The sequence below is a fragment of the Cellulomonas sp. PhB150 genome (genome assembly GCF_003755175.1).
Lineage (GTDB): Bacteria > Actinomycetota > Actinomycetes > Actinomycetales > Cellulomonadaceae > Cellulomonas.
In genome coordinates this window covers 79,852-97,742 of record NZ_RKHX01000005.1, presented here as the reverse complement: position 1 = coordinate 97,742, position 17,891 = coordinate 79,852, and the positions used below count along the sequence as shown (strand labels likewise).

Sequence of the window (17,891 nt, the reverse complement as noted above, 5' to 3'; positions counted from 1 at the left end):
TATTATCTCTGTATGCTACACCCATGACTGACGACGACGCCCGCGATGTCGAGCTCCAGGTGGCCCTGCTGCTGCGCCTGGCCGACCACAACCGGCGCAGCAACCCGACCCTGGACGGGACCCTGGAGCGGTCCGCCTACCTGGCCCTGCGGCACCTGGCGGCGAACGGGCCCTCGGGGATCAACGACATCGCCGACCACCTACGCCTGGACGCCTCGACCGTGACCCGCCAGGTCCTCGCGATGGAGTCCGCCGGCCTGGTGACGCGCGAGCGCGACGAGCACGACGGCCGCCGCGCCGTCATCACCGCGACGCCCGACGGCCACACCGCCCTCGCCGCGACCCGCGCCGCACGCGCGACCGTGTACGGCGAGCTGCTCGCCGAGTGGCCCTCCGCCGACCGGCGCCAGCTCGCGGCCCTGCTCGAGCGTCTCAACGACGCGCTCGACAGCCGCGCGCGACGCTGAGTTAGGCTCACCTAATGACCGTCGCCACGCCTCGCACCCGCCCCGCGCCCGCCCTCGGCCACGTGGTCCGCGCCGAGCGGCTCACGCCCGGGCTCGTGCGGATCGTCGTCGGAGGCCCCGGCCTGGCCGTGATCACGCCCTCGCCGCACGCCGACTCCTACGTCAAGCTCATGTTCCTGCCCGCCGGCGAGCGGCCGCTGCAGGCCGACGGCCGCCTGGACCTCGAGGCCGTCCGGGCCGCGCTGCCCGAGGGCGTCGCGCCCCGGCTGCGCGCCTACACCGTGCGTGGTTTCGACCCCGAGGCCCTCGAGCTGACGCTCGATCTGGTCGTGCACGGGGAGTCGGGCCTCGCCGGTCCGTGGGCCGCGGCCGTCTCCGGCGGTGAGGAGGTCGTGATCCAGGGTCCCGGTGGCGCGTGGTCGCCGTCGGACCAGGTCGACCACCACCTGCTCGTCGGCGACGCCAGCGCGCTGCCGGCGATCGCCGTGGCCCTCGAGCGCCTGGCCCCCGACGCGCGGGGGGTCGCAATCATCGAGGTCGAGTCCGCCGCCGACGAGCTGGCGCTCGACGCGCCCGCCGGGGTGACCGTGCAGTGGGTGCACTCCCGCCACGGCCAGCCGGGTGCGGCCCTCGTCGACGCCGCGCTGGCCTGGCCGTGGCCGGCCGGGTCGGTCGGGGTGTTCGTGCACGGCGAGGCGGGCTCGGTCCGCGCGCTGCGGCAGTACCTGCGCGTCGAGCGTGCCGTCCCGCGCGAGCTGATGTCGATCTCGGGCTACTGGCGCCTGGGCGTGGACGACGAGGGCTGGCGGCAGAGCAAGCGCGAGTGGACCCAGTCGATCGAGTCCGCCGAGCAGGCCGCCGGCCTGGACTGACCGCCGCGCCGCCGCCCGACTCCGTCGATTCGCCGACTCCGCATCGTCTCGCCGGATCGGATCGACGAATCGATGCGGGATCGGCGTGATGACGGGATCTGGAGCGTGCCCCCGCCGGGACTCGAACCCGGACTGAGTCGGGTTTAAGCCGACCGCCTCTGCCGATTGGGCTACGGGGGCCCGGCAGCATCCTGCCAGCCGCGCCCGTCCGCACGCGACGAAGCCCCCGCCCGGATCCCGGGCGGGGGCTTCGATCGATGACAGCTACTTGGCGTCGGCCTTGGCGGCCGGCGAGCCTTCCTCGGCCTTGATCGCCGGGATGGACGGCGGCAGGCCCGGGTCGGCGGCCGAGCGCGGCTTGGGGGCGATCGACGCGGCGCGGAACTCCGCGCGCGGGTCGTGCAGCGAGCCGAGGGCGACGACCTCGCGGCGCAGCAGCACCGAGCCGGTCCAGCCGGCCATGATGCGCAGCTTGCGGTTCACGGTCGGCATGGCGAACACGTGGTACGTGCGGTGCAGGACCCACGCCGGGAAGCCGCGGACCTTGATCTTGCCGAACATCTGCGCGACGCCCTTGTACATGCCGAGCGACGCGACCGCACCGATGTTCTTGTGCTTGTACTCGGTGACCTCGGCGGAGCGCAGCACGCGGGCCAGGTTGTCGCCGAGGTGGTTGCCCTCGCGCAGCGCGTGCTGGGCGTTGGGCGGGCAGAACTTGCCGGGGTTGTAGAGGTCCGGCACGGCGGCGCAGTCGCCCGCGGCGTACGCGTCGGCGACGACCGAACCGTCAGGGTTGACCACCTGGAGCGAGGCGTTGCAGGTGACGCGACCCATCTGGTCGAGCGGCAGGTCGGAGTTCTGCAGCACCGGGTTCGCCTTGACGCCCGCGGTCCAGACGATCGTCTCGGCGTCGAACTCGGTCTTGTTCGAGAGCACGACGTGCCCGCCGACGCAGCTCGACAGGAACGTGGAGAGGTGGATCTCGATGTCCCGCTTGCGCAGCTGCTCGAGCGTGTAGCCGCCGAGCTCCTCGCTCACCTCGGGCAGGATGCGCGGCGAGCCCTCGACGAGCACGAACCGGAGCTCGTCCTGCTCGATCGCCTTGTAGTACTTGACCGCGACGCGGGCCATGTCCTCGACCTCGGCGAGCGCCTCGATGCCAGCGAAGCCGCCGCCGACGAAGACAAACGTGAGCATGCGCTTGCGCAGCTCCGGGTCCCAGGTGGACGACGCGACGTCGATCCGGTTCAGCACGTGGTTGCGGACCGCGATGGCCTCCTCCACGTTCTTGAAGCCGATGGCCTCCTCGGCCAGGCCAGGGATGGGCAACGTGCGCGCCACGGAACCGAGGCCGACGACGAGGTGGTCGTAGGTGATCCAGTACGCGTCGCCCTCCTCGGGCGTGATCTGGACCGTGCGGTCGGCGTGGTTGATCTCGCTGACCTTGCCCTGCAGGACGTCGACGCCCTTGAGCGCGCGACGGTGCGGGGCGACGACGTTGCGCGGGTCGATCGAGCCCGCGGCGGCCTCCGGCAGGAAGGGCGCGTACGTCATGTACGGGCGGGGGTCGACGACGACGATCGCGGCCTCGCGCTTGCCGAGGCGCTTGCGCAGCCGTCGAGCGGTGTAGAGCCCGACCGTCCCGCCGCCGAGGATCACGACGCGCGGAACCTTGCGGGGCTTGGCCTTGACGGCCGTCGGGTTCGAGGCGGCGTCGACCTGGGTCGAGACAGTCTTTGGCATACCTTCACGGTAGACCTCGAGGCCGGTGAGCACCTCCCCGTGAGACGGTGATACTGCGCACAAAGGCTGAAACCGGGCTGTGAGCCGCGTTACGCCGGGCCCGCCGACGGCGGCGGGAGAGGCCCCCTGGCTCCCCCGCCGCGGGTCCTTCGGACGCTCGTCAGTCCGTCGCGCTCGGCGTCGGCTCGGGCGTCGCGCTCGCGTCCGGGGTCGCGCTCGCGTTCGGCGTCGCGCTCGCGTCGGGCGCCGCGCTCGCGTTCGGCTGGGGCGCGGCGGCCGGGCTCGACGCCGCGTCACCCGTGGGCTCGAGCCCGGGCGTCAGCACGGCCCCGGCCTGCGCGAACGGCCAGCGCGCGTCGACGGCCGGGTCGAGGACCTCGGGGTCGAGCTCGTTCCACTCCTGGGTGCGCATCGGGTAGACGTTCCAGCGCTGCGCGCCGTCGGCCGCCGTCGCGGGGACCAGCTGGATGGACGTCCCGTCGAGCTCGTCGTACCAGTAGCCCGTGTCGTCGGTCGTGGTCGTGACGGGGCGCCCGTCCTGGTCGAACACCTGCGCTCCCGCCACCTGCTTGCCGTCGGCGTCGTACACGAACAGGTTCGAGACGGGCCGACCGCCGACGTACACGCCGTCGGACGGCTGCGGCGGGCTGTCATAGCCGCCCGACGAGTCCGCGGAGCCGGAGTCGAGGCCCGAGGCCAGCAGCGGGAGCGCCAGGACCAGCGCCAGGACGCTCGAGGCACGCCAGAGCCAGCGCGTGACGCGGTGGCCCCGCCACAGCCCACGGCCCCACTGGACGCTGACCACGACGAGCGCGAGCAGCAGCACCCAACTGACGAACCCGCGCGGGACGACGCCGAGCCCGAAGACCGCTGCCGGGATCACGTACATGACCCACCCCCGCAGCACCCACCACAGCGGCTCCAGCGTCCGCGCGAAGGCCGCGAACCCGGGCCACCACGGCTGGGCGAAGAGCGGCGCCAGCCCGGCGAGCAGGTCCGCCCGCGCCTGGGTCGCAGCACGTGCGAACGAGCGCGTCGTGGTGCCGGGCTCGGCCGCGTCCAGCCCGGCGGCGGCCCGCAGGTCGTCGGCGTACTGCTGGGGCGTGCCGAACAGCCCGACGAGCCCGACGCCGGCGCCCGAACGGTGGTCGTCGGCGAGCGCGTCGGCCAGCGCCTGCTCGAGGTCGTCGGTCAGGTCGTCGACCTGCTCGGGCGTCAGGCCGGTCAGGGCCCGGCGGACGTCGGCCGCGTAGGCGGCGACGTCGGCGGTGGGTGCGTCGAGCACGCTCATCGGACAACCTCCGTCTCGAGCAGGCCCGACATCGTGCCCGCGAAGCCCTGCCAGTCCTTGCGCTGCGCGTCGAGCATCGAACGGCCCTGCGCGTTGATCCCGTAGTACTTGCGGTGCGGGCCCTCGTCGCTCGGCACGACGTAGGAGGTCAGCGCGCCCGACGAGTACAGCCGCCGCAGCGTGCCGTACACCGACGCGTCGCCGACCTCCTCGAGGCCGGCCGCGCGCAGTCGTCGGACCACGTCGTACCCGTACCCGTCCTCGTGCGCGACGACGGCGAGGACCGCCACGTCGAGCACGCCCTTGAGCAGCTGCGTGGTGTCCATGCCGCCCTCCTTCACGTGTGGTGCGGGCGCCCCTCCGACTCCCGCGATCCGCACACTACTGCGCATCCCGCACTACCGTCCACCGCGACACACCGGCGAGGCGCCGCGGACACCAACGTTCTCGAGCGGACGCCAGCGCACGTCAGCGGACGCGAGACCGTCACTCCGAGGCGAGACCGTGACCTGCAGGTGACGGTCTCGCCTCGCAGTGACGGCCTCGGCGATGCCCGCAGGGCTACGGCGACGCGGCACCGGAGCTCACCGGGCTGACGACGCGAGGGTCCCGGGGGCGCGAGCGGCAGGTCAGCGGGTGGCGGCGCTCCAGGCGATGCCGTCGAGGATGTCGTGCTCGGAGGTGACGACGTTCTCCAGCCGCCCGCCGGCTGCGGCGACCTCGTCGCGCACGCGGGTGACCACCTCGCGCCAGACGAGCGCGCCGGCGCCGATCACGTCGACGCGCCCCGGGTGCATGAAGCCGAGCGACGCGCGCTCCTCACGGGTGCGCGCCAGCAGGTCGTCGCATGCGGCGAGGGTCCCCTCGACGCTCAGGACCGCGCCGTCGATCGCCTTCGGGTCGTACGCGGGCAGTCCCAGGGCGTGCGCGGTCACCGTGGTCACCGATCCGGCGAGCCCGACGAGGGTCACGGCCTGGCCGAACGGGACGACGGCCGCCGCCTCGTCGAGGGCCGCGCGCACGTCGGCGACCGACGCGGCGACCTCGTCGGCCGACGGCGGGTCGCTGCGCAGGTGGCGCTCGGTCAGCCGGACGCAGCCGACGTCCATCGAGAAGGCCGCGGTCGGCACATCCGTGCCGAGCACGACCTCGGTCGAGCCCCCGCCCAGGTCGACCACGAGGAACGGGCCCGGGTGCGAGCCCGCGAGCACGCCGGTGGCGCCGCGGAAGGACAGCTCGGCCTCCTCGGTCCCGACGACGACCTCGGGCTCGACCCCCAGCGCGGCGCGCACGCCGTCGACGAACTCCTGCCGGTTCTCGGCGTCACGCGTGGCCGACGTCGCGACGAACCGGATGGCCTCGACGCCGAAGCCGTCGCACACCGAGGCGTAGCGCATCGCCGCGTCGAGGGTGCGCGCGAGGGCCTCGGGTGCCAGCCGCCCGGTGCGGTCCACCCCCTGGCCGAGCCGGACGACCTCCATGCGCCGGTCCAGGTCGACGAGGGTCCCCGCCTCCTGGTCCACGTCCGCGACGAGCAGTCGGATGGAGTTGGTCCCGCAGTCGATGGCAGCCACACGCGTCACGCGCACATCCTCGCACCGCCGACCCACACCCGCGGCCGCACTCCCCCCGCCCGGCGGCCAGGTCCCCTGATCGAGAACGACCCTCCGGCTCGAGAACGACCGCGCGGGAAGGTCGCTCTCGAGCCGGAGGGTCGGTCTCGGCGGGCTGGGGGCGCGGCGGGCGCCGGCGGAGCTCGGCGGGTCGGGCGAGGGTCAGCAGGTGCAGCGGTCCTGGCGCCAGGTGTCGGCGATGAGGGTCAGGACCTCGTCGCCGATCGGGTTGACGCCCGGGCCGGCCGCCAGCGCGTGGCCGGACAGGACGTGGAGGCACTTCACGCGCGTCGGCATGCCGCCCGCGGAGATGCCGGCGATCTCCTCGACGTGGCCCAGCTCCTCGCGGTCGGCGAGGTACGCCTCGTGCGCGCGCTGGTAGGCGTCGGCCAGGTCGGGCTCGTCGGCCAGGCGCGCGGTGAGGTCATTCATCAGGCCCGACGCCTCGAGCGTGCTCACCGCGGCGACCGCCGGCGGGCACGTGAGGTAGTAGGTGGTGGGGAACGGCGTGCCGTCGTCCAGGCGCGGTGCGGTGCGCACGACGAGCGGCCGGCCGCACACGCAGCGCGCGGCGATCCCGACGACGCCGCGCGGCACCCGGCCCAGCTGCTCGGCGAGCACCTCGAGGTCGCGGTCCGTCACGGTGGTCAGCGGCGTGGGGGTCACGATCCCCATTCTCGCCCGCCGACCGTCACCACCCCAACTCCTGCCGACCCGCCCCTCCGGGCCGGCGTCAGCCGCCGGCGGGTGGCGTGGCGTCCTTCGTCGTCCCCGCGGCGGGCTTCTTCGCCGGATCAGACGCCGGATCAGACGACGGATCGGTCGTCGGCACCGTCGTCGTCGCGTCCACCGGCAGCTTTCCGGCCACGGCCACCGACTCCCACACGGACGTGTACCAGGGCTTGGTGGACGTGGAGTCGATCACGGACGACGGCCCGTCGGCCGCGACGGGGGCGTCGGGCACCGTCTCGGGGTCCACGACCCGGTACGGCGTCTCCCCCGGCAGCACGAACGAGAGCCGCTCACGGGCCTGCGCGACGACGTAGGCAGGGTCGGCCCATCGGTCGACGTCCGCCTGCAGGTCGTCGTTGCGCGTCTTGGCGGCCTCGACCTGCGCGTTGAGGTCGGCCAGCTGGGCCTGCTGGCGGATGTAGGAGTTGAGCGTCGGGTAGACGAGCACGAACGCCATGACGAGGACCAGCGCGAACACGAGGGCGCGGACGGAGAACATCCGCGGCACGCCGGGTCGGACGCGCTCCACGCGGGGCGCGCCGCGACCGGGTGTGGCCGGCGCGCTCCGCGCGGGACCGGCGGACGGGCGCGACGATGCCGGGCGGCCCGCGGCCGGGCGCGAGGATGCCGCTGGCGGCGGTCCGACACGGGGCTGAGCGCCGGAGCGCGGGGTGGCCCCCGACGAGCTCGTCGGCTGGCCCTTCCCGGGAGTCGGCCGCGTCGGCTGCGTCGGCTGCGTCGGCCGCGTCGCCGCAGGACCCGCGGCGCGCGGGTCGGCGGGGCGGCGCGGGGAGGGCATGGGTCGATTGTGCCCCGGCGCGGACCGCCATCCCCGCACCCCCGCGAACCTCGGGGTGTCTGGCCCCGGGCACGCCGAAGGCCGGCCACCCGCGGGTGACCGGCCTTCGGACGAGAGCGTCAGCCCTGGAAGCGCGGGAACGCCGAACGACCGGCGTAGCGGCCTGCGTCGTCCAGCTCCTCCTCGATGCGGAGCAGCTGGTTGTACTTGTTGATGCGCTCGCCACGGGCGGGCGCACCGGTCTTGATCTGGCCGGCGTTGGTCGCGACGGACAGGTCAGCGATGGTGGTGTCCTCGGTCTCGCCGGAGCGGTGCGAGGTCATCGTCGTGAAGCCGTTGCGCTGCGCGAGCTCGACCGCGTCGAGCGTCTCGGTGAGCGTGCCGATCTGGTTGAGCTTGACCAGCAGCGAGTTGGCAGCCTTCGTCTGGATGCCCTTGGCCAGGCGCTCCGGGTTGGTGACGAACAGGTCGTCGCCGACGATCTGCACGCGGTCGCCGACCTCGGAGACCAGGTGCGACCAGGAGGCCCACTCGTCCTCGGACAGCGGGTCCTCGATGGAGACCAGCGGGTAGTCGCGCACGAGCTGCTCGTAGTAGGCGACCATGAACTCGGGCGTCTGAGCCTTGCCCTCGAACTGGTAGGCGCCGTCCTTGAAGAACTCGGTCGAGGCGACGTCGAGCGCGAGGCCCACGTCGACGCCGGGCTTGAAGCCGGCCTGCTCGATCGCGACGAGGATCAGGTCGAGCGCGGCGCGGTTGCTCTCGAGGTTCGGCGCGAAGCCGCCCTCGTCGCCCAGGCCGGTCGACAGGCCGCGCGACTTCAGCACGGCCTTCAGGGAGTGGTAGACCTCGGCGCCGGTGCGCAGGGCCTCACGGAACGTCGTGGCGCCGATGGGCGCGACCATGAACTCCTGGATGTCGACGTTGGAGTCGGCGTGCGACCCACCGTTGAGGATGTTCATCATCGGGACGGGCAGGACATGCGCGTTCGGGCCACCGATGTAGCGGAACAGCGGCAGGTCCGACGAGTCGGCGGCGGCCTTGGCCACGGCGAGCGAGACACCGAGGATGGCGTTCGCGCCGAGCTTGCCCTTGTTGGGCGTGCCGTCGAGGTCGATGAGCGCGGCGTCGACGAGACGCTGCTCCGTGGCCTCGAAGCCGATGAGCTCGGGGGCGATCTCGTCGATCACGGCGGTGACGGCGTCCTGGACGCCCTTGCCGAGGTAACGGGCCTTGTCGCCGTCACGGCGCTCGACGGCCTCGAATGCGCCGGTCGAGGCGCCCGAGGGCACACCGGCCCGGGCGATGGTGCCGTCGTCGAGGGCGACCTCGACCTCGACAGTGGGGTTGCCGCGCGAGTCAAGAATCTCGCGGGCGCCGACGGCCTCGATGCTGGCCATGGGTGCTCCTTCGACGAGCGGGTGGGTTTACGACCTCACCCTAGTGCCGTCCGCCGAGCGGCGGGCAGGGACCTCCGTCCGGTGGACAGCGCTCAGAGGGCTGCCACGATGTTCTCCGTCTGCTCGCGCGCGTCCCCGAACAGCATCGCCGTGTTGTCCCGGAAGAACAGCGGGTTCTGCACGCCGGCGTACCCCGTGGCCATCGATCGCTTGAACACGACGACCTGCCGCGCCTTCCACACCTCGAGCACCGGCATCCCCGCGATGGGCGAGGACGGGTCGTCGAGCGCCGCCGGGTTGACCGTGTCGTTGGCGCCGATCACGAGGACCACGTCGGTGTCCGCGAGGTCTCCGTTGATCTCGTCCATCTCGAGCACGATGTCGTACGGCACCTTGGCCTCGGCGAGCAGCACGTTCATGTGCCCGGGCAGCCGGCCGGCCACGGGGTGCACGCCGAACCGCACGTCGACCCCGAGGGCCCGCAGCCGCGTCACGAGCTGCGCGACGGGGTACTGGGCCTTCGCGACCGCCATCCCGTAGCCGGGCGTGATGACCACCGACCGCGCGTCGCGCAGCAGCGCGGCGACGGCGGCCGCGTCGAGCTCGCGGTGCTCCCCGTCCTCGTCGGCCCGCGCCACGACCAAGCCCTCGGCCGTGCCGAACCCGCCGAGGATCACGCTGATGAACGAGCGGTTCATCGCGCGGCACATGAGGTAGGACAGGATCGCGCCCGAGGCGCCGACGAGCGCGCCGGTCACGATGAGCAGGTCGTTGCCGAGCATGAAGCCCGCGGCGGCCGCGGCCCACCCGGAGTACGAGTTGAGCATCGAGACGACGACCGGCATGTCGCCGCCGCCGATGGAGGCCACCAGGTGCCAGCCGAGCGCGAGCGCGACGGCCGTCATGAGCAGGAGCGGGACGATCGAGTGGCCGGCCAGGAACCAGGCCAGCAGCGCGGCGCTCGCCAGCAGTGCACCCAGGTTGAGCGCGTTGCGGCCGGGCAGGGACAGCGGGGCCGACGAGATCCGCCCGGAGAGCTTGAGGTAGGCGACGACCGAGCCGGTGAACGTCACAGCGCCGATCAGCACGCCGAGGAACACCTCGACCAGGTGCACCGTGTCGGCCGGCTCGGTGCGGAAGGAGTTGTAGCCGACGAGCACTGCGGCCGCACCGACGAACGAGTGCAGCATCGCGATGAGCTCGGGCATCTGCGTCATCTCGACGCTGCGGGCGCGCCGGGTGCCGACGGCGGCGCCGACGAGCAGCACGAGCGCGATGAGGATCGCGGTGACGACCGCGGACCGCTCCGAGCGGTCGAGCGCGAGGACGATGGTCGCCGCGAGCGCGAGCGCCATGCCGACCATCCCGAGCGCGTTGCCGCGGCGGGCGGTCTCCTGGCGCGAGAGGCCCGCGAGGGACAGGACGAACAGCACGGCGGCGAGGATGTACACCGCCTGGACGAGGCCGAGCAGGGTCATCAGGCGTCCCTCCGGAACATGCGGATCATCCGGTTGGCGACGAGGAACCCGCCGAACACGTTGATGCTGGCCAGGGCGGCGGCGACGCACGCGAGGGTGGTGACGAGCCAGTCGTCGGAGCCGATCTGCAGCAGGGCGCCGACCAGGATGATCCCGGAGATGGCGTTCGTCTGGGCCATCAGCGGGGTGTGCAGCGCGTGGCTCACGTTGGAGATCACGTAGTAGCCGACGAACACCGCGAGGACGAACACGGTCGCGTGGCTGAGGAACACCGGCGGCGCGAAGGAGATCGCCAGCGTGACCAGCACGGCCGCGAGCGCGAACCCGACCAGGCGGCGGCGCGCGGCCGGGCGTGGGTCGGCTGGCGCCGGCGGTTCGGGGGGCGGGACGGGCGCCGGCGCCGCCGACACCGCCACGGGGGGCGGCGGCCACAGCAGGTCCCCGCCGTGCGCGACGGTCATCCCGCGCTGCACCGGGTCCTCGAGGTCGAGCACCAGGACGCCGTCCTTGCCGGGCGTGAGCAGCTGCAGCAGGTGGACGACGTTGGTGCCGAACAGCTGCGACGTGTGCCGCGGCAGCCGGCCGGCCAGGTCGGTCCAGCCGACGATAGTCACGCCGTTCGGCGTGACCACACGCTGGCCGGGCACGGTGAGCTCGCAGTTGCCGCCACCGGACGCTGCCAGGTCGACGATGACCGAGCCCGGCCGCATCGCCGCGACCATGTCCGCCGTGATCGTCGTCGGCGCTGTCCCGCGCACGAGCGCGGTCGTGATGACCACGTCCGCCTCGGCGGACTCGTGCGCGTACACGGCAGCGGTCGCGGCCTCCTGCTCGTCGGTCAGGGCGCTCGCGTACCCGTCCGTGCTGACCTGCTGCTGCGCGGACTGCGCGCGGACGAAGGCCGCGCCCATCGACTCGATCTGCTCGGCGACCTCGGGCCGCACGTCGAACGCCCGCACCTGCGCGCCGAGCGAGTCGGCCGCGCCGATGGCCGCGAGCCCGGCCACGCCCGCACCGATGACGAACACCCGCGCCGGAGCGGTCTTGCCCGCCGCGGTGACCTGCCCGCCGAACATCCCGCCGTACTGCTCCGCGGCCTCGATCACGGCGCGGTAGCCGGCGACGTTGGACAGCGTGCTGAGCACGTCGAGGCTCTGCGCCCGGGAGATGCGCGGCACGGCGTCGAGCGCGAGGGCGGTGACCCCCTGCGCGCGCAGCCGCTCCGCGAGCTCGGGGTGCGCGGCGGGCGCGAGCATCGCGACGAGCACCGCGCCGGCTCGCAGCGCCGCGACCTGCTCGTCGGACGGGGCGTTGACCGCCGTCACCACGTCGGCGCCCCACGCGTTCTCGACGATCGTCGCGCCAGCCTCCGCGTAGGCCTCGTCGGCGTAGGTCGCGGCCGTGCCGGCCCCCGCCTCGACGACGACGTCGTACCCGAGCCCGACGAGGCGTCCGACGCTCGTCGGGCTCGCCGCCACCAGTCGCTCACCGGGTCGGGTCTCGCGGGGGATGCCGATCGTGGTCACGCGTTCCTCCTGGTGGCCGCTGGTGCGCCGAGGTTATCGACCTACCCCGACACGGACCAGGACCATCGGCTCACCAGGAGGACGCATCGCCGGTGCAGCAATGACGTCGGTATTGCTGTGCCGTCCCGAGCGCTGCGACCTACAGGCCAGCCTTCTTGGCCCCGTAAGCCGCCTGCTTTGCGGTGAATCCCTCGAAGACCAGCTGATCGATCAGGCCCGAGCGCGAGAATGCGGAGTACGAGAGGTAGTCCTCGGCCTTCTCCGCCGCCTGCTCGTTCCAGTCGGCCTTCAAGTGGTCAACGCCCCAGGTCGCGTCCTTCGTGGAAAACCCTTCGAACTTGAGCTGGTCGATCAGGCCCGAGCGCGAGAACGCGGAATAGTCGAGGTAGTCACCGGCCTTCTCCGTGGCGTTCTGCTGGGAGACGGTTCCGCGTGCGGCCTTCTCGGCCGCGGCCTTCTTCGCTGCGGCCTTCTTCGCGGCAGCCTTCTTCTTTGCGGCTGCCTTTTCGGCGGCCTTATCGGCTGCGGCCTGCTCGGCTGCGGCCTCATCCGCAGCGACCTGGTCGGCTTCGGCCTTCTCGGCCGCGGCCGCATCGGCCTCGGCCTGCTCGGCGACCTCGGCAGCGGTCAAGGTGGGCTCGACCGTGGGCGACTCCTTCGCCGCGGAAGCCGGCGCCTCGGCATCGGCGGGCGCACTGCACGCCGCCATGCCGCCAATCGCGAGGAGCGCTGCAGCAACGATGGTAATTCGGCGATTTCCGGTCATTTCTACCCCTAGGTCAAACTGGTCGAACCCCCGTGAGCGCCAATCGGTGACAATCACTCCGGACCAGAGAGGTCCAACCTACCTATTCGCACGCCCGTCGAGGTCCCCGTTGCGCTCGCGAAATACGCGACAAACTACGGGAACTGGCACTTCTCGCACAGGCGCGCCCAAGATCACCCGCTACCTGCGGCACGCCGCGGAGAATCGTCGGCACGCTGCGCGCCCGCGTGAAGCGAGACAACGGTCTCGGGTGTGAGGGGAGTGCGCCGGACGGGACCAACCTCGGCTGAGCGCCGGTCAGGCTCCGCCCTCGGACGCGCGGAGCGCTCGCTCCCACGCGGTCGCGGTGCGGCGCAGCTCGCCCTCCGCGTCGAGCCCGGCGTCCCGCGCCTCGAGCACCAGGGCCAGCAGCCGCGCGCCGAGGCCCTCGTCTGGCGCCGCGACCTCGAGGCCGGAACGCTGCGCGCGGCCCGCGACCTTCTGGGCCCGTGCGAGCGCGCCGAGCGCGACCGGGATGCCGTCGAAGACGGACTCGCGCTGCTTCTCGTCCTTCTTGATCCGGTCCCACTGCACGTGCAGGTCCGCGGCGTCGGCGTCGGCGAACACGTGCGGGTGCCGGCGGACCAGCTTGGCGGTCAGGTCGGTCGCGACGTCGTCGACGTCGAAGGGCTCGTCGGTGTCCTCCTGCGCGAGCCGCGCGTGGAAGACGACCTGCAGCAGCAGGTCCCCGAGCTCCTCGCGCAGGCCGGCGCGGTCGCCGGCCTCGACGGCCTCCGCCAGCTCGTAGGCCTCCTCGATCGCGTAGGGCGCGAGCGTGAGGTGGGTCTGCTCGGCGTCCCACGGGCACCCGCCGGGCGAGCGCAGGCGGTCCATGACCGCGACGAGCTCGCCGAAGGCGTCGCTCACTTCGAGGCGACGATCCAGGGGAACGGCTCGGGAGCGGCGACGTTGGAGCCCTCGCCGTTCGAGCCGTACCGCGGGTTGACCTCGACGTGCAGGTTCGCCAGCCGGTCCGACAGCTCGCTCGTCACGGCGTCGTCGGCCAGGCCCTGGATGTTCGTCAGGGCGACCGAGTAGCGGGCGATCGCCATCGAGGCGTCGGAGAAGGTCGGGACGTCCTTGGTGCCGGAGGCGGTGACGGCCTGGTCCAGCAGCTTGGCGGCGTCCTCGTCGGACACCCCCACGCCGTGCTCCGCGGCGACGTCGACGACCGTCGGCTCCTGCGCGAGGACGGTGATGACGTTGGGCACCGTCGCGCCCTGGAAGTAGGCGCCGAGCTCGGTCATCACCTCACGGACGTCGGACGCCGGGATCGCGTCGCCGTCGACGACCGCTGCGGCCCCCGGCTGCCCGGCGCATCCCGCGAGCGTCGCGCCCGCGCCCAGGGCAAGGAGCAGTGCACCGATCCGTCGTGCCTTCGTCAGCCGTGCCACCGTGGAGACCTCCCGCGTCGTCGCTCGTCGATCGCCGCCATCGTAGGGCCTACCGCTGTGCTGTCCCGACGCCGGCCGCCGCGGACACGTCTCCCCGGATCACCGCGTCCACCAGGGTCCGGCACCAGGTCAGCAGCGCGCTGCCGTGCAGCGGCTTGCCGCCGATCCGGGCCGTGGTCGGGAACGGCACGAGGATCGTGCGGACCGTCGGCTTGAGCACCGAGCCCGGGTAGAGCCGCTTGAGCCGCAGCTGCGCCGACTCGGGCAGCTCGACGGGAGCGAACCGCACGAACTTGCCCTGCGCGGTGACGTCCGTCAGGCCCGCGCCGCGGATGTGCTGGCGGAACTCCGCGACCTCGAACAGGTTCTTCACCGCGTCGGGCACCGGGCCGTACCGGTCGACGAGCTCGGCGTGGACCTCGCCGAGCGCAGCGGCATCGGTCGACGCCGCGATCTTGCGGTAGGCCTCGAGGCGCAGCCGCTCGTGCGCGATGTAGTCGTGCGGGATGTGCGCGTCGACGGGCAGCTCGATGGTGACGTCGGGCAGCTCCTCGGGGGCGTCGCCACGGAAGTTCGCCACGGCCTCCCCCACCATGCGGATGTAGAGGTCGAAGCCGACGCCTTCGATGTGCCCGGACTGCTCGCCGCCGAGCAGGTTGCCCGCGCCGCGGATCTCCAGGTCCTTCATCGCCACGGCCATGCCGGCGCCGAGGTCGGTGTTCGCGGCGATCGTCTGCAGCCGGTCGTGCGCCGTCTCGGTGAGCGGCTTCTCCGGCGGGTAGAGGAAGTAGGAGTACGCCCGCTCGCGGCCGCGGCCGACGCGCCCGCGCAGCTGGTGCAGCTGCGAGAGGCCGAGCAGGTCCGCACGTTCGAGGATGAGGGTGTTGGCGTTGGAGATGTCCAGGCCGGTCTCGACGATCGTCGTGCAGACCAGGACGTCGAACCGCTTCTCCCAGAAGTCGACGATGACCTGCTCGAGCTGGTGCTCGCCCATCTTGCCGTGGGCCACGGCGATGCGGGCCTCGGGCACCAGCTCGTTGAGGCGCGACGCGGTCCGCTCGATGGACTCGACCCGGTTGTGGACGAAGAACACCTGGCCCTCGCGCAGCAGCTCGCGCCGGATCGCGGCGGTGATCTGCTTCTCGTCGTACGGGCCGACGAACGTCAGGACGGGGTGCCGCTCCTCGGGCGGGGTGGCCAGCGTCGACATCTCGCGGATGCCGGTCACGGCCATCTCCAGGGTGCGCGGGATGGGCGTCGCGCTCATCGCGAGCACGTCGACGTTGGTGCGCAGCGCCTTGAGCGTCTCCTTGTGCTCGACGCCGAACCGCTGCTCCTCGTCGATCACGACGAGGCCCAGGTCCTTGAACCGGATCTCCCCGGTGATCAGCCGGTGCGTGCCGATGACCACGTCGATGGAGCCGTCGGCCAGGCCGTCGACGACCGCCTTCGACTCCTTGGCCGTCTGGAACCGCGACAGGGCCTTCACGTTGACGGGGAACGCCGAGTACCGCTCCATGAACGTGTCGAGGTGCTGCTGCACGAGCAGCGTCGTCGGGACCAGGACCGCGACCTGCTTGCCGTCCTGCACGGCCTTGAACGCGGCTCGCACCGCGATCTCGGTCTTGCCGTAGCCGACGTCGCCGCAGACCAGCCGGTCCATGGGGATCGACTTCTCCATGTCGGCCTTGACCTCGTCGATCGTCGCCGCCTGGTCCGGCGTCTCGACGTACGCGAACGCGTCCTCGAGCTCGCGCTGCCAGGGGGTGTCGGGGCTGAAGGCGTGGCCCGACGTGGCCATCCGGGCGCTGTAGAGCCGGATGAGCTCGCTCGCGATCTCCTTGATCGCCTTCTTCGCCTTGCCCTTGGTCTTGGCCCAGTCGCTGCCGCCCATCCGGTTCAGGCTCGGCGCCTCGCCGCCCACGTACTTGGTGACCTGGTCGAGCTGGTCGCTGGGCACGTAGAGCCGGTCGCCGGGCTGGCCGCGCTTGCTGGACGAGTACTCGATGACCAGGTACTCGCGCGTCGCGGCGTTCGCCCCGGTGCCGATCGTGCGCTGGACGAGCTCGACGAACCGGCCGACGCCGTGCTGCTCGTGCACGACGAAGTCCCCCGGGCGCAGCTGCAGCGGGTCGACGACGTTGCGCCGGCGGCTCGGCATCTTGCGCATATCCCGCGTGGTGCTGCCCTGCCGGCCGGTGAGGTCGGACTCGGAGAACACCGCGAGCTGGAGCTCCTCGGCCACGAATCCGGGACCGACCGGCGCGGGGATGACGCTGACCACGCCTGGTTCCGGGGCCTCCGGCAGGGTGGAGACCAGACGGGCCGGCACGTCGGCGGCCTTGAGCTGCTCGGTCATCCGCTGTGCGGGCCCGTGCCCCTCGGTGGCCAGGACCAGGCGCCAGCCGGCCTGCTGCAGCACGCGCACGTCGGCGACGGCGCGGTCGACCTCACCGCGGTAGCGCTCGACGTCACGCGCGCCGACGACGAGCGTGTGGGCGTCCTCGATCATCTCGTCGGCCGCCTCGGCGTCCATGTGGAACCCCGATAGCGTCCACCAGCCCAGGCCGCGGACCTCGCCCAGCGCGCGGACCTCCGCGAAGCTGGCGAAGCTCGCCGCGGACAGGTCGAGCGGCGTCCGCGCCCCCGCCGCGGCACTGGTCCACGCCGCCTCGAGGAACTCCTGCGTGGTGGCGACCAGGTCGTGTGCGCGCCGGCGGACGCGCTCCGGGTCGGCCAGGACCAGCAGCGCGTTGTCCGGCACCAGGTCCAGCACGGGCACCATGTCGGTCACGAGGGCCGGCGCGAGGGACTCCATGCCCTCGACCGCGATGCCCTGGGCCAGCTTGTCGAGCATGTCGGTCGCGCCCGGGAGCTCCTCGATCAGAGCCTTCGCCCGCGCGCGCACCTCGTCGGTCAGCAGGATCTCGCGGCACGGCGGCGCCCACACGCCGTGGTCGGCGATCTCGAGGCTGCGCTGGTCGGCGACCGAGAACCAGCGGATCTCCTCGACGTCCTCGCCCCACAGGTCGACGCGCAGGGGGTGGTCCTCCGTGGGCGGGAACACGTCGAGGATCCCGCCCCGCACCGCGAACTCGCCGCGCTTCTCGACCATGTCGACCCGCTGGTACGCCGCGTCGCTCAGGCGCTGCGTGGCCTCGTCGAGGTTCACCGTGTCGCCGACGTTGATCTCGACGGGCTCGAGCTCCCCCAGCCCGCTGACCACGGGCTGGAGCAGAGCTCTGACGGGCATGACGAGCACCCGGATGCGGCCCGTCGGCCCGTCCTCGCCCGGGTGGGCCAGCCTCCGGAACACGCCGACGCGCTTGGCGACGGTGTCGCTGCGCGGGCTCAGGCGCTCGTGCGGCAGCGTCTCCCAGCTCGGCAGGACCGCGACGTCGTCGTACGGCAGGTAGCAGCGCAGGGCGTTGGCGAGCTCGTCCGCGTCCCGCCCGGTGGCCGTCGTGACGACGAGCGGCCGCTTGGCGGCCATCGCCGCGAGCAGCGGCGGGCGGATGCCTGCCGGGCCGACGATGTCCAGCTCGCCGCGCGCGACGACGTGCTCGACCGCTTGCGCGGCGGCGGGGTCGGCGAGGAGGGCGGGGAGGAGGCCGGTGAGGTCCATGGGGTCCTTCGAGAGGCGACAACCTGGCCGGCCGAGGGAGCGCCGGTCAGCACGAAAGCCTCGAACCCAGCCGGGTCCGAGGTGCGTGACGAGTCTACGAGCCGTCACCGACACGAGCCCGCAGAGCCAGAGGTGTAGCGCAAACG

General features: G+C 72.6%; 15 protein-coding genes and 1 tRNA gene. 2 read left to right on the top strand and 14 right to left on the bottom strand.

Going from position 1 to position 17,891, the window contains the following annotated elements; genetic code table 11:
• Positions 1–23: 23 nt before the first annotated feature.
• Positions 24–467: a MarR family winged helix-turn-helix transcriptional regulator gene (locus EDF34_RS15785; protein ID WP_123372474.1), complete on the top strand. Its 444-nt coding sequence runs from the start codon at positions 24–26 to the stop codon at positions 465–467.
• A 14-nt stretch (positions 468–481) separates the two neighbouring features.
• Positions 482–1,339, top strand: a complete 858-nt coding sequence (locus EDF34_RS15780) for a siderophore-interacting protein (RefSeq protein WP_123372473.1) — start codon at positions 482–484, stop codon at positions 1,337–1,339.
• Positions 1,340–1,445: 106 nt separating this feature from the next.
• Here the strand turns inward: EDF34_RS15780 and EDF34_RS15775 are convergent.
• The 14 genes from EDF34_RS15775 to mfd form a co-directional block, all read right to left on the bottom strand.
• Positions 1,446–1,519 (bottom strand) — tRNA-Leu (locus tag EDF34_RS15775).
• An 84-nt stretch (positions 1,520–1,603) separates the two neighbouring features.
• A complete protein-coding gene (locus tag EDF34_RS15770) occupies positions 1,604–3,082 on the bottom strand; it encodes an NAD(P)/FAD-dependent oxidoreductase (RefSeq protein ID WP_123372472.1) in 1,479 nt (492 codons plus the stop codon).
• Positions 3,083–3,242: 160 nt separating this feature from the next.
• A complete protein-coding gene (locus tag EDF34_RS15765; protein ID WP_123372471.1) occupies positions 3,243–4,373 on the bottom strand; it encodes a hypothetical protein in 1,131 nt (376 codons plus the stop codon).
• Entirely contained in the window at positions 4,370–4,699 is a 330-nt protein-coding gene (locus EDF34_RS15760; protein WP_118766376.1) for a PadR family transcriptional regulator, read from the bottom strand. The genes EDF34_RS15765 and EDF34_RS15760 overlap by 4 nt, the downstream gene beginning before the upstream one ends.
• A gap of 303 nt (positions 4,700–5,002) precedes the next feature.
• A complete protein-coding gene (locus EDF34_RS15755) occupies positions 5,003–5,956 on the bottom strand; it encodes a Ppx/GppA phosphatase family protein (RefSeq protein WP_123372470.1) in 954 nt (317 codons plus the stop codon).
• 192 nt (positions 5,957–6,148) lie between these two features.
• The gene (locus EDF34_RS15750) at positions 6,149–6,661 is read right to left on the bottom strand and encodes a DUF501 domain-containing protein (protein ID WP_123372469.1); all 513 of its coding nucleotides are present in this window, start codon (positions 6,659–6,661) and stop codon (positions 6,149–6,151) included.
• Positions 6,662–6,719: 58 nt separating this feature from the next.
• Complete coding sequence (locus tag EDF34_RS15745) at positions 6,720–7,217, bottom strand: septum formation initiator family protein (RefSeq protein WP_123372468.1); 498 nt, start codon at positions 7,215–7,217, stop codon at positions 6,720–6,722.
• Positions 7,218–7,636: 419 nt separating this feature from the next.
• A complete protein-coding gene (gene eno, locus EDF34_RS15740) occupies positions 7,637–8,917 on the bottom strand; it encodes a phosphopyruvate hydratase (RefSeq protein ID WP_123372467.1) in 1,281 nt (426 codons plus the stop codon).
• 92 nt (positions 8,918–9,009) lie between these two features.
• Positions 9,010–10,395 (bottom strand): Re/Si-specific NAD(P)(+) transhydrogenase subunit beta, encoded by a 1,386-nt coding sequence (gene pntB, locus EDF34_RS15735; RefSeq protein ID WP_123372466.1) that lies wholly within the window; start codon positions 10,393–10,395, stop codon positions 9,010–9,012.
• Positions 10,395–11,921 carry a Re/Si-specific NAD(P)(+) transhydrogenase subunit alpha gene (locus EDF34_RS15730; protein WP_123372465.1) on the bottom strand — a complete coding sequence of 509 codons (1,527 nt, stop codon included), beginning with the start codon at positions 11,919–11,921 and terminating at the stop codon, positions 10,395–10,397. Before EDF34_RS15730 ends, pntB begins: the two co-directional genes overlap by 1 nt.
• A 139-nt stretch (positions 11,922–12,060) precedes the next feature.
• Positions 12,061–12,687 (bottom strand): Ltp family lipoprotein, encoded by a 627-nt coding sequence (locus EDF34_RS15725; protein ID WP_123372657.1) that lies wholly within the window; start codon positions 12,685–12,687, stop codon positions 12,061–12,063.
• A gap of 297 nt (positions 12,688–12,984) precedes the next feature.
• Complete coding sequence (locus tag EDF34_RS15720; protein WP_233575424.1) at positions 12,985–13,593, bottom strand: MazG family protein; 609 nt, start codon at positions 13,591–13,593, stop codon at positions 12,985–12,987.
• The gene (locus tag EDF34_RS15715; RefSeq protein ID WP_123372464.1) at positions 13,590–14,120 is read right to left on the bottom strand and encodes a hypothetical protein; all 531 of its coding nucleotides are present in this window, start codon (positions 14,118–14,120) and stop codon (positions 13,590–13,592) included. The genes EDF34_RS15720 and EDF34_RS15715 overlap by 4 nt, the downstream gene beginning before the upstream one ends.
• A gap of 49 nt (positions 14,121–14,169) precedes the next feature.
• Entirely contained in the window at positions 14,170–17,745 is a 3,576-nt protein-coding gene (gene mfd / locus EDF34_RS15710; RefSeq protein WP_123372463.1) for a transcription-repair coupling factor, read from the bottom strand.
• Between the last annotated feature and the right edge of the window lie 146 nt (positions 17,746–17,891).

What these genes read in the sequence shown, in the direction of transcription:
- EDF34_RS15785 (WP_123372474.1), top strand. Translation starts at nt 24, where the DNA reads ATGACTGACGACGACGCCCGCGATGTCGAGCTCCAGGTGGCCCTGCTG.
- EDF34_RS15780 (WP_123372473.1), top strand. Translation starts at nt 482, where the DNA reads ATGACCGTCGCCACGCCTCGCACCCGCCCCGCGCCCGCCCTCGGCCAC.
- EDF34_RS15770 (WP_123372472.1), bottom strand. Translation starts at nt 3,082, where the DNA reads ATGCCAAAGACTGTCTCGACCCAGGTCGACGCCGCCTCGAACCCGACG.
- EDF34_RS15765 (WP_123372471.1), bottom strand. Translation starts at nt 4,373, where the DNA reads ATGAGCGTGCTCGACGCACCCACCGCCGACGTCGCCGCCTACGCGGCC.
- EDF34_RS15760 (WP_118766376.1), bottom strand. Translation starts at nt 4,699, where the DNA reads ATGGACACCACGCAGCTGCTCAAGGGCGTGCTCGACGTGGCGGTCCTC.
- EDF34_RS15750 (WP_123372469.1), bottom strand. Translation starts at nt 6,661, where the DNA reads ATGGGGATCGTGACCCCCACGCCGCTGACCACCGTGACGGACCGCGAC.
- EDF34_RS15745 (WP_123372468.1), bottom strand. Translation starts at nt 7,217, where the DNA reads ATGTTCTCCGTCCGCGCCCTCGTGTTCGCGCTGGTCCTCGTCATGGCG.
- eno (WP_123372467.1), bottom strand. Translation starts at nt 8,917, where the DNA reads ATGGCCAGCATCGAGGCCGTCGGCGCCCGCGAGATTCTTGACTCGCGC.
- pntB (WP_123372466.1), bottom strand. Translation starts at nt 10,395, where the DNA reads ATGACCCTGCTCGGCCTCGTCCAGGCGGTGTACATCCTCGCCGCCGTG.
- EDF34_RS15725 (WP_123372657.1), bottom strand. Translation starts at nt 12,687, where the DNA reads ATGACCGGAAATCGCCGAATTACCATCGTTGCTGCAGCGCTCCTCGCG.
- mfd (WP_123372463.1), bottom strand. Translation starts at nt 17,745, where the DNA reads ATGGACCTCACCGGCCTCCTCCCCGCCCTCCTCGCCGACCCCGCCGCC.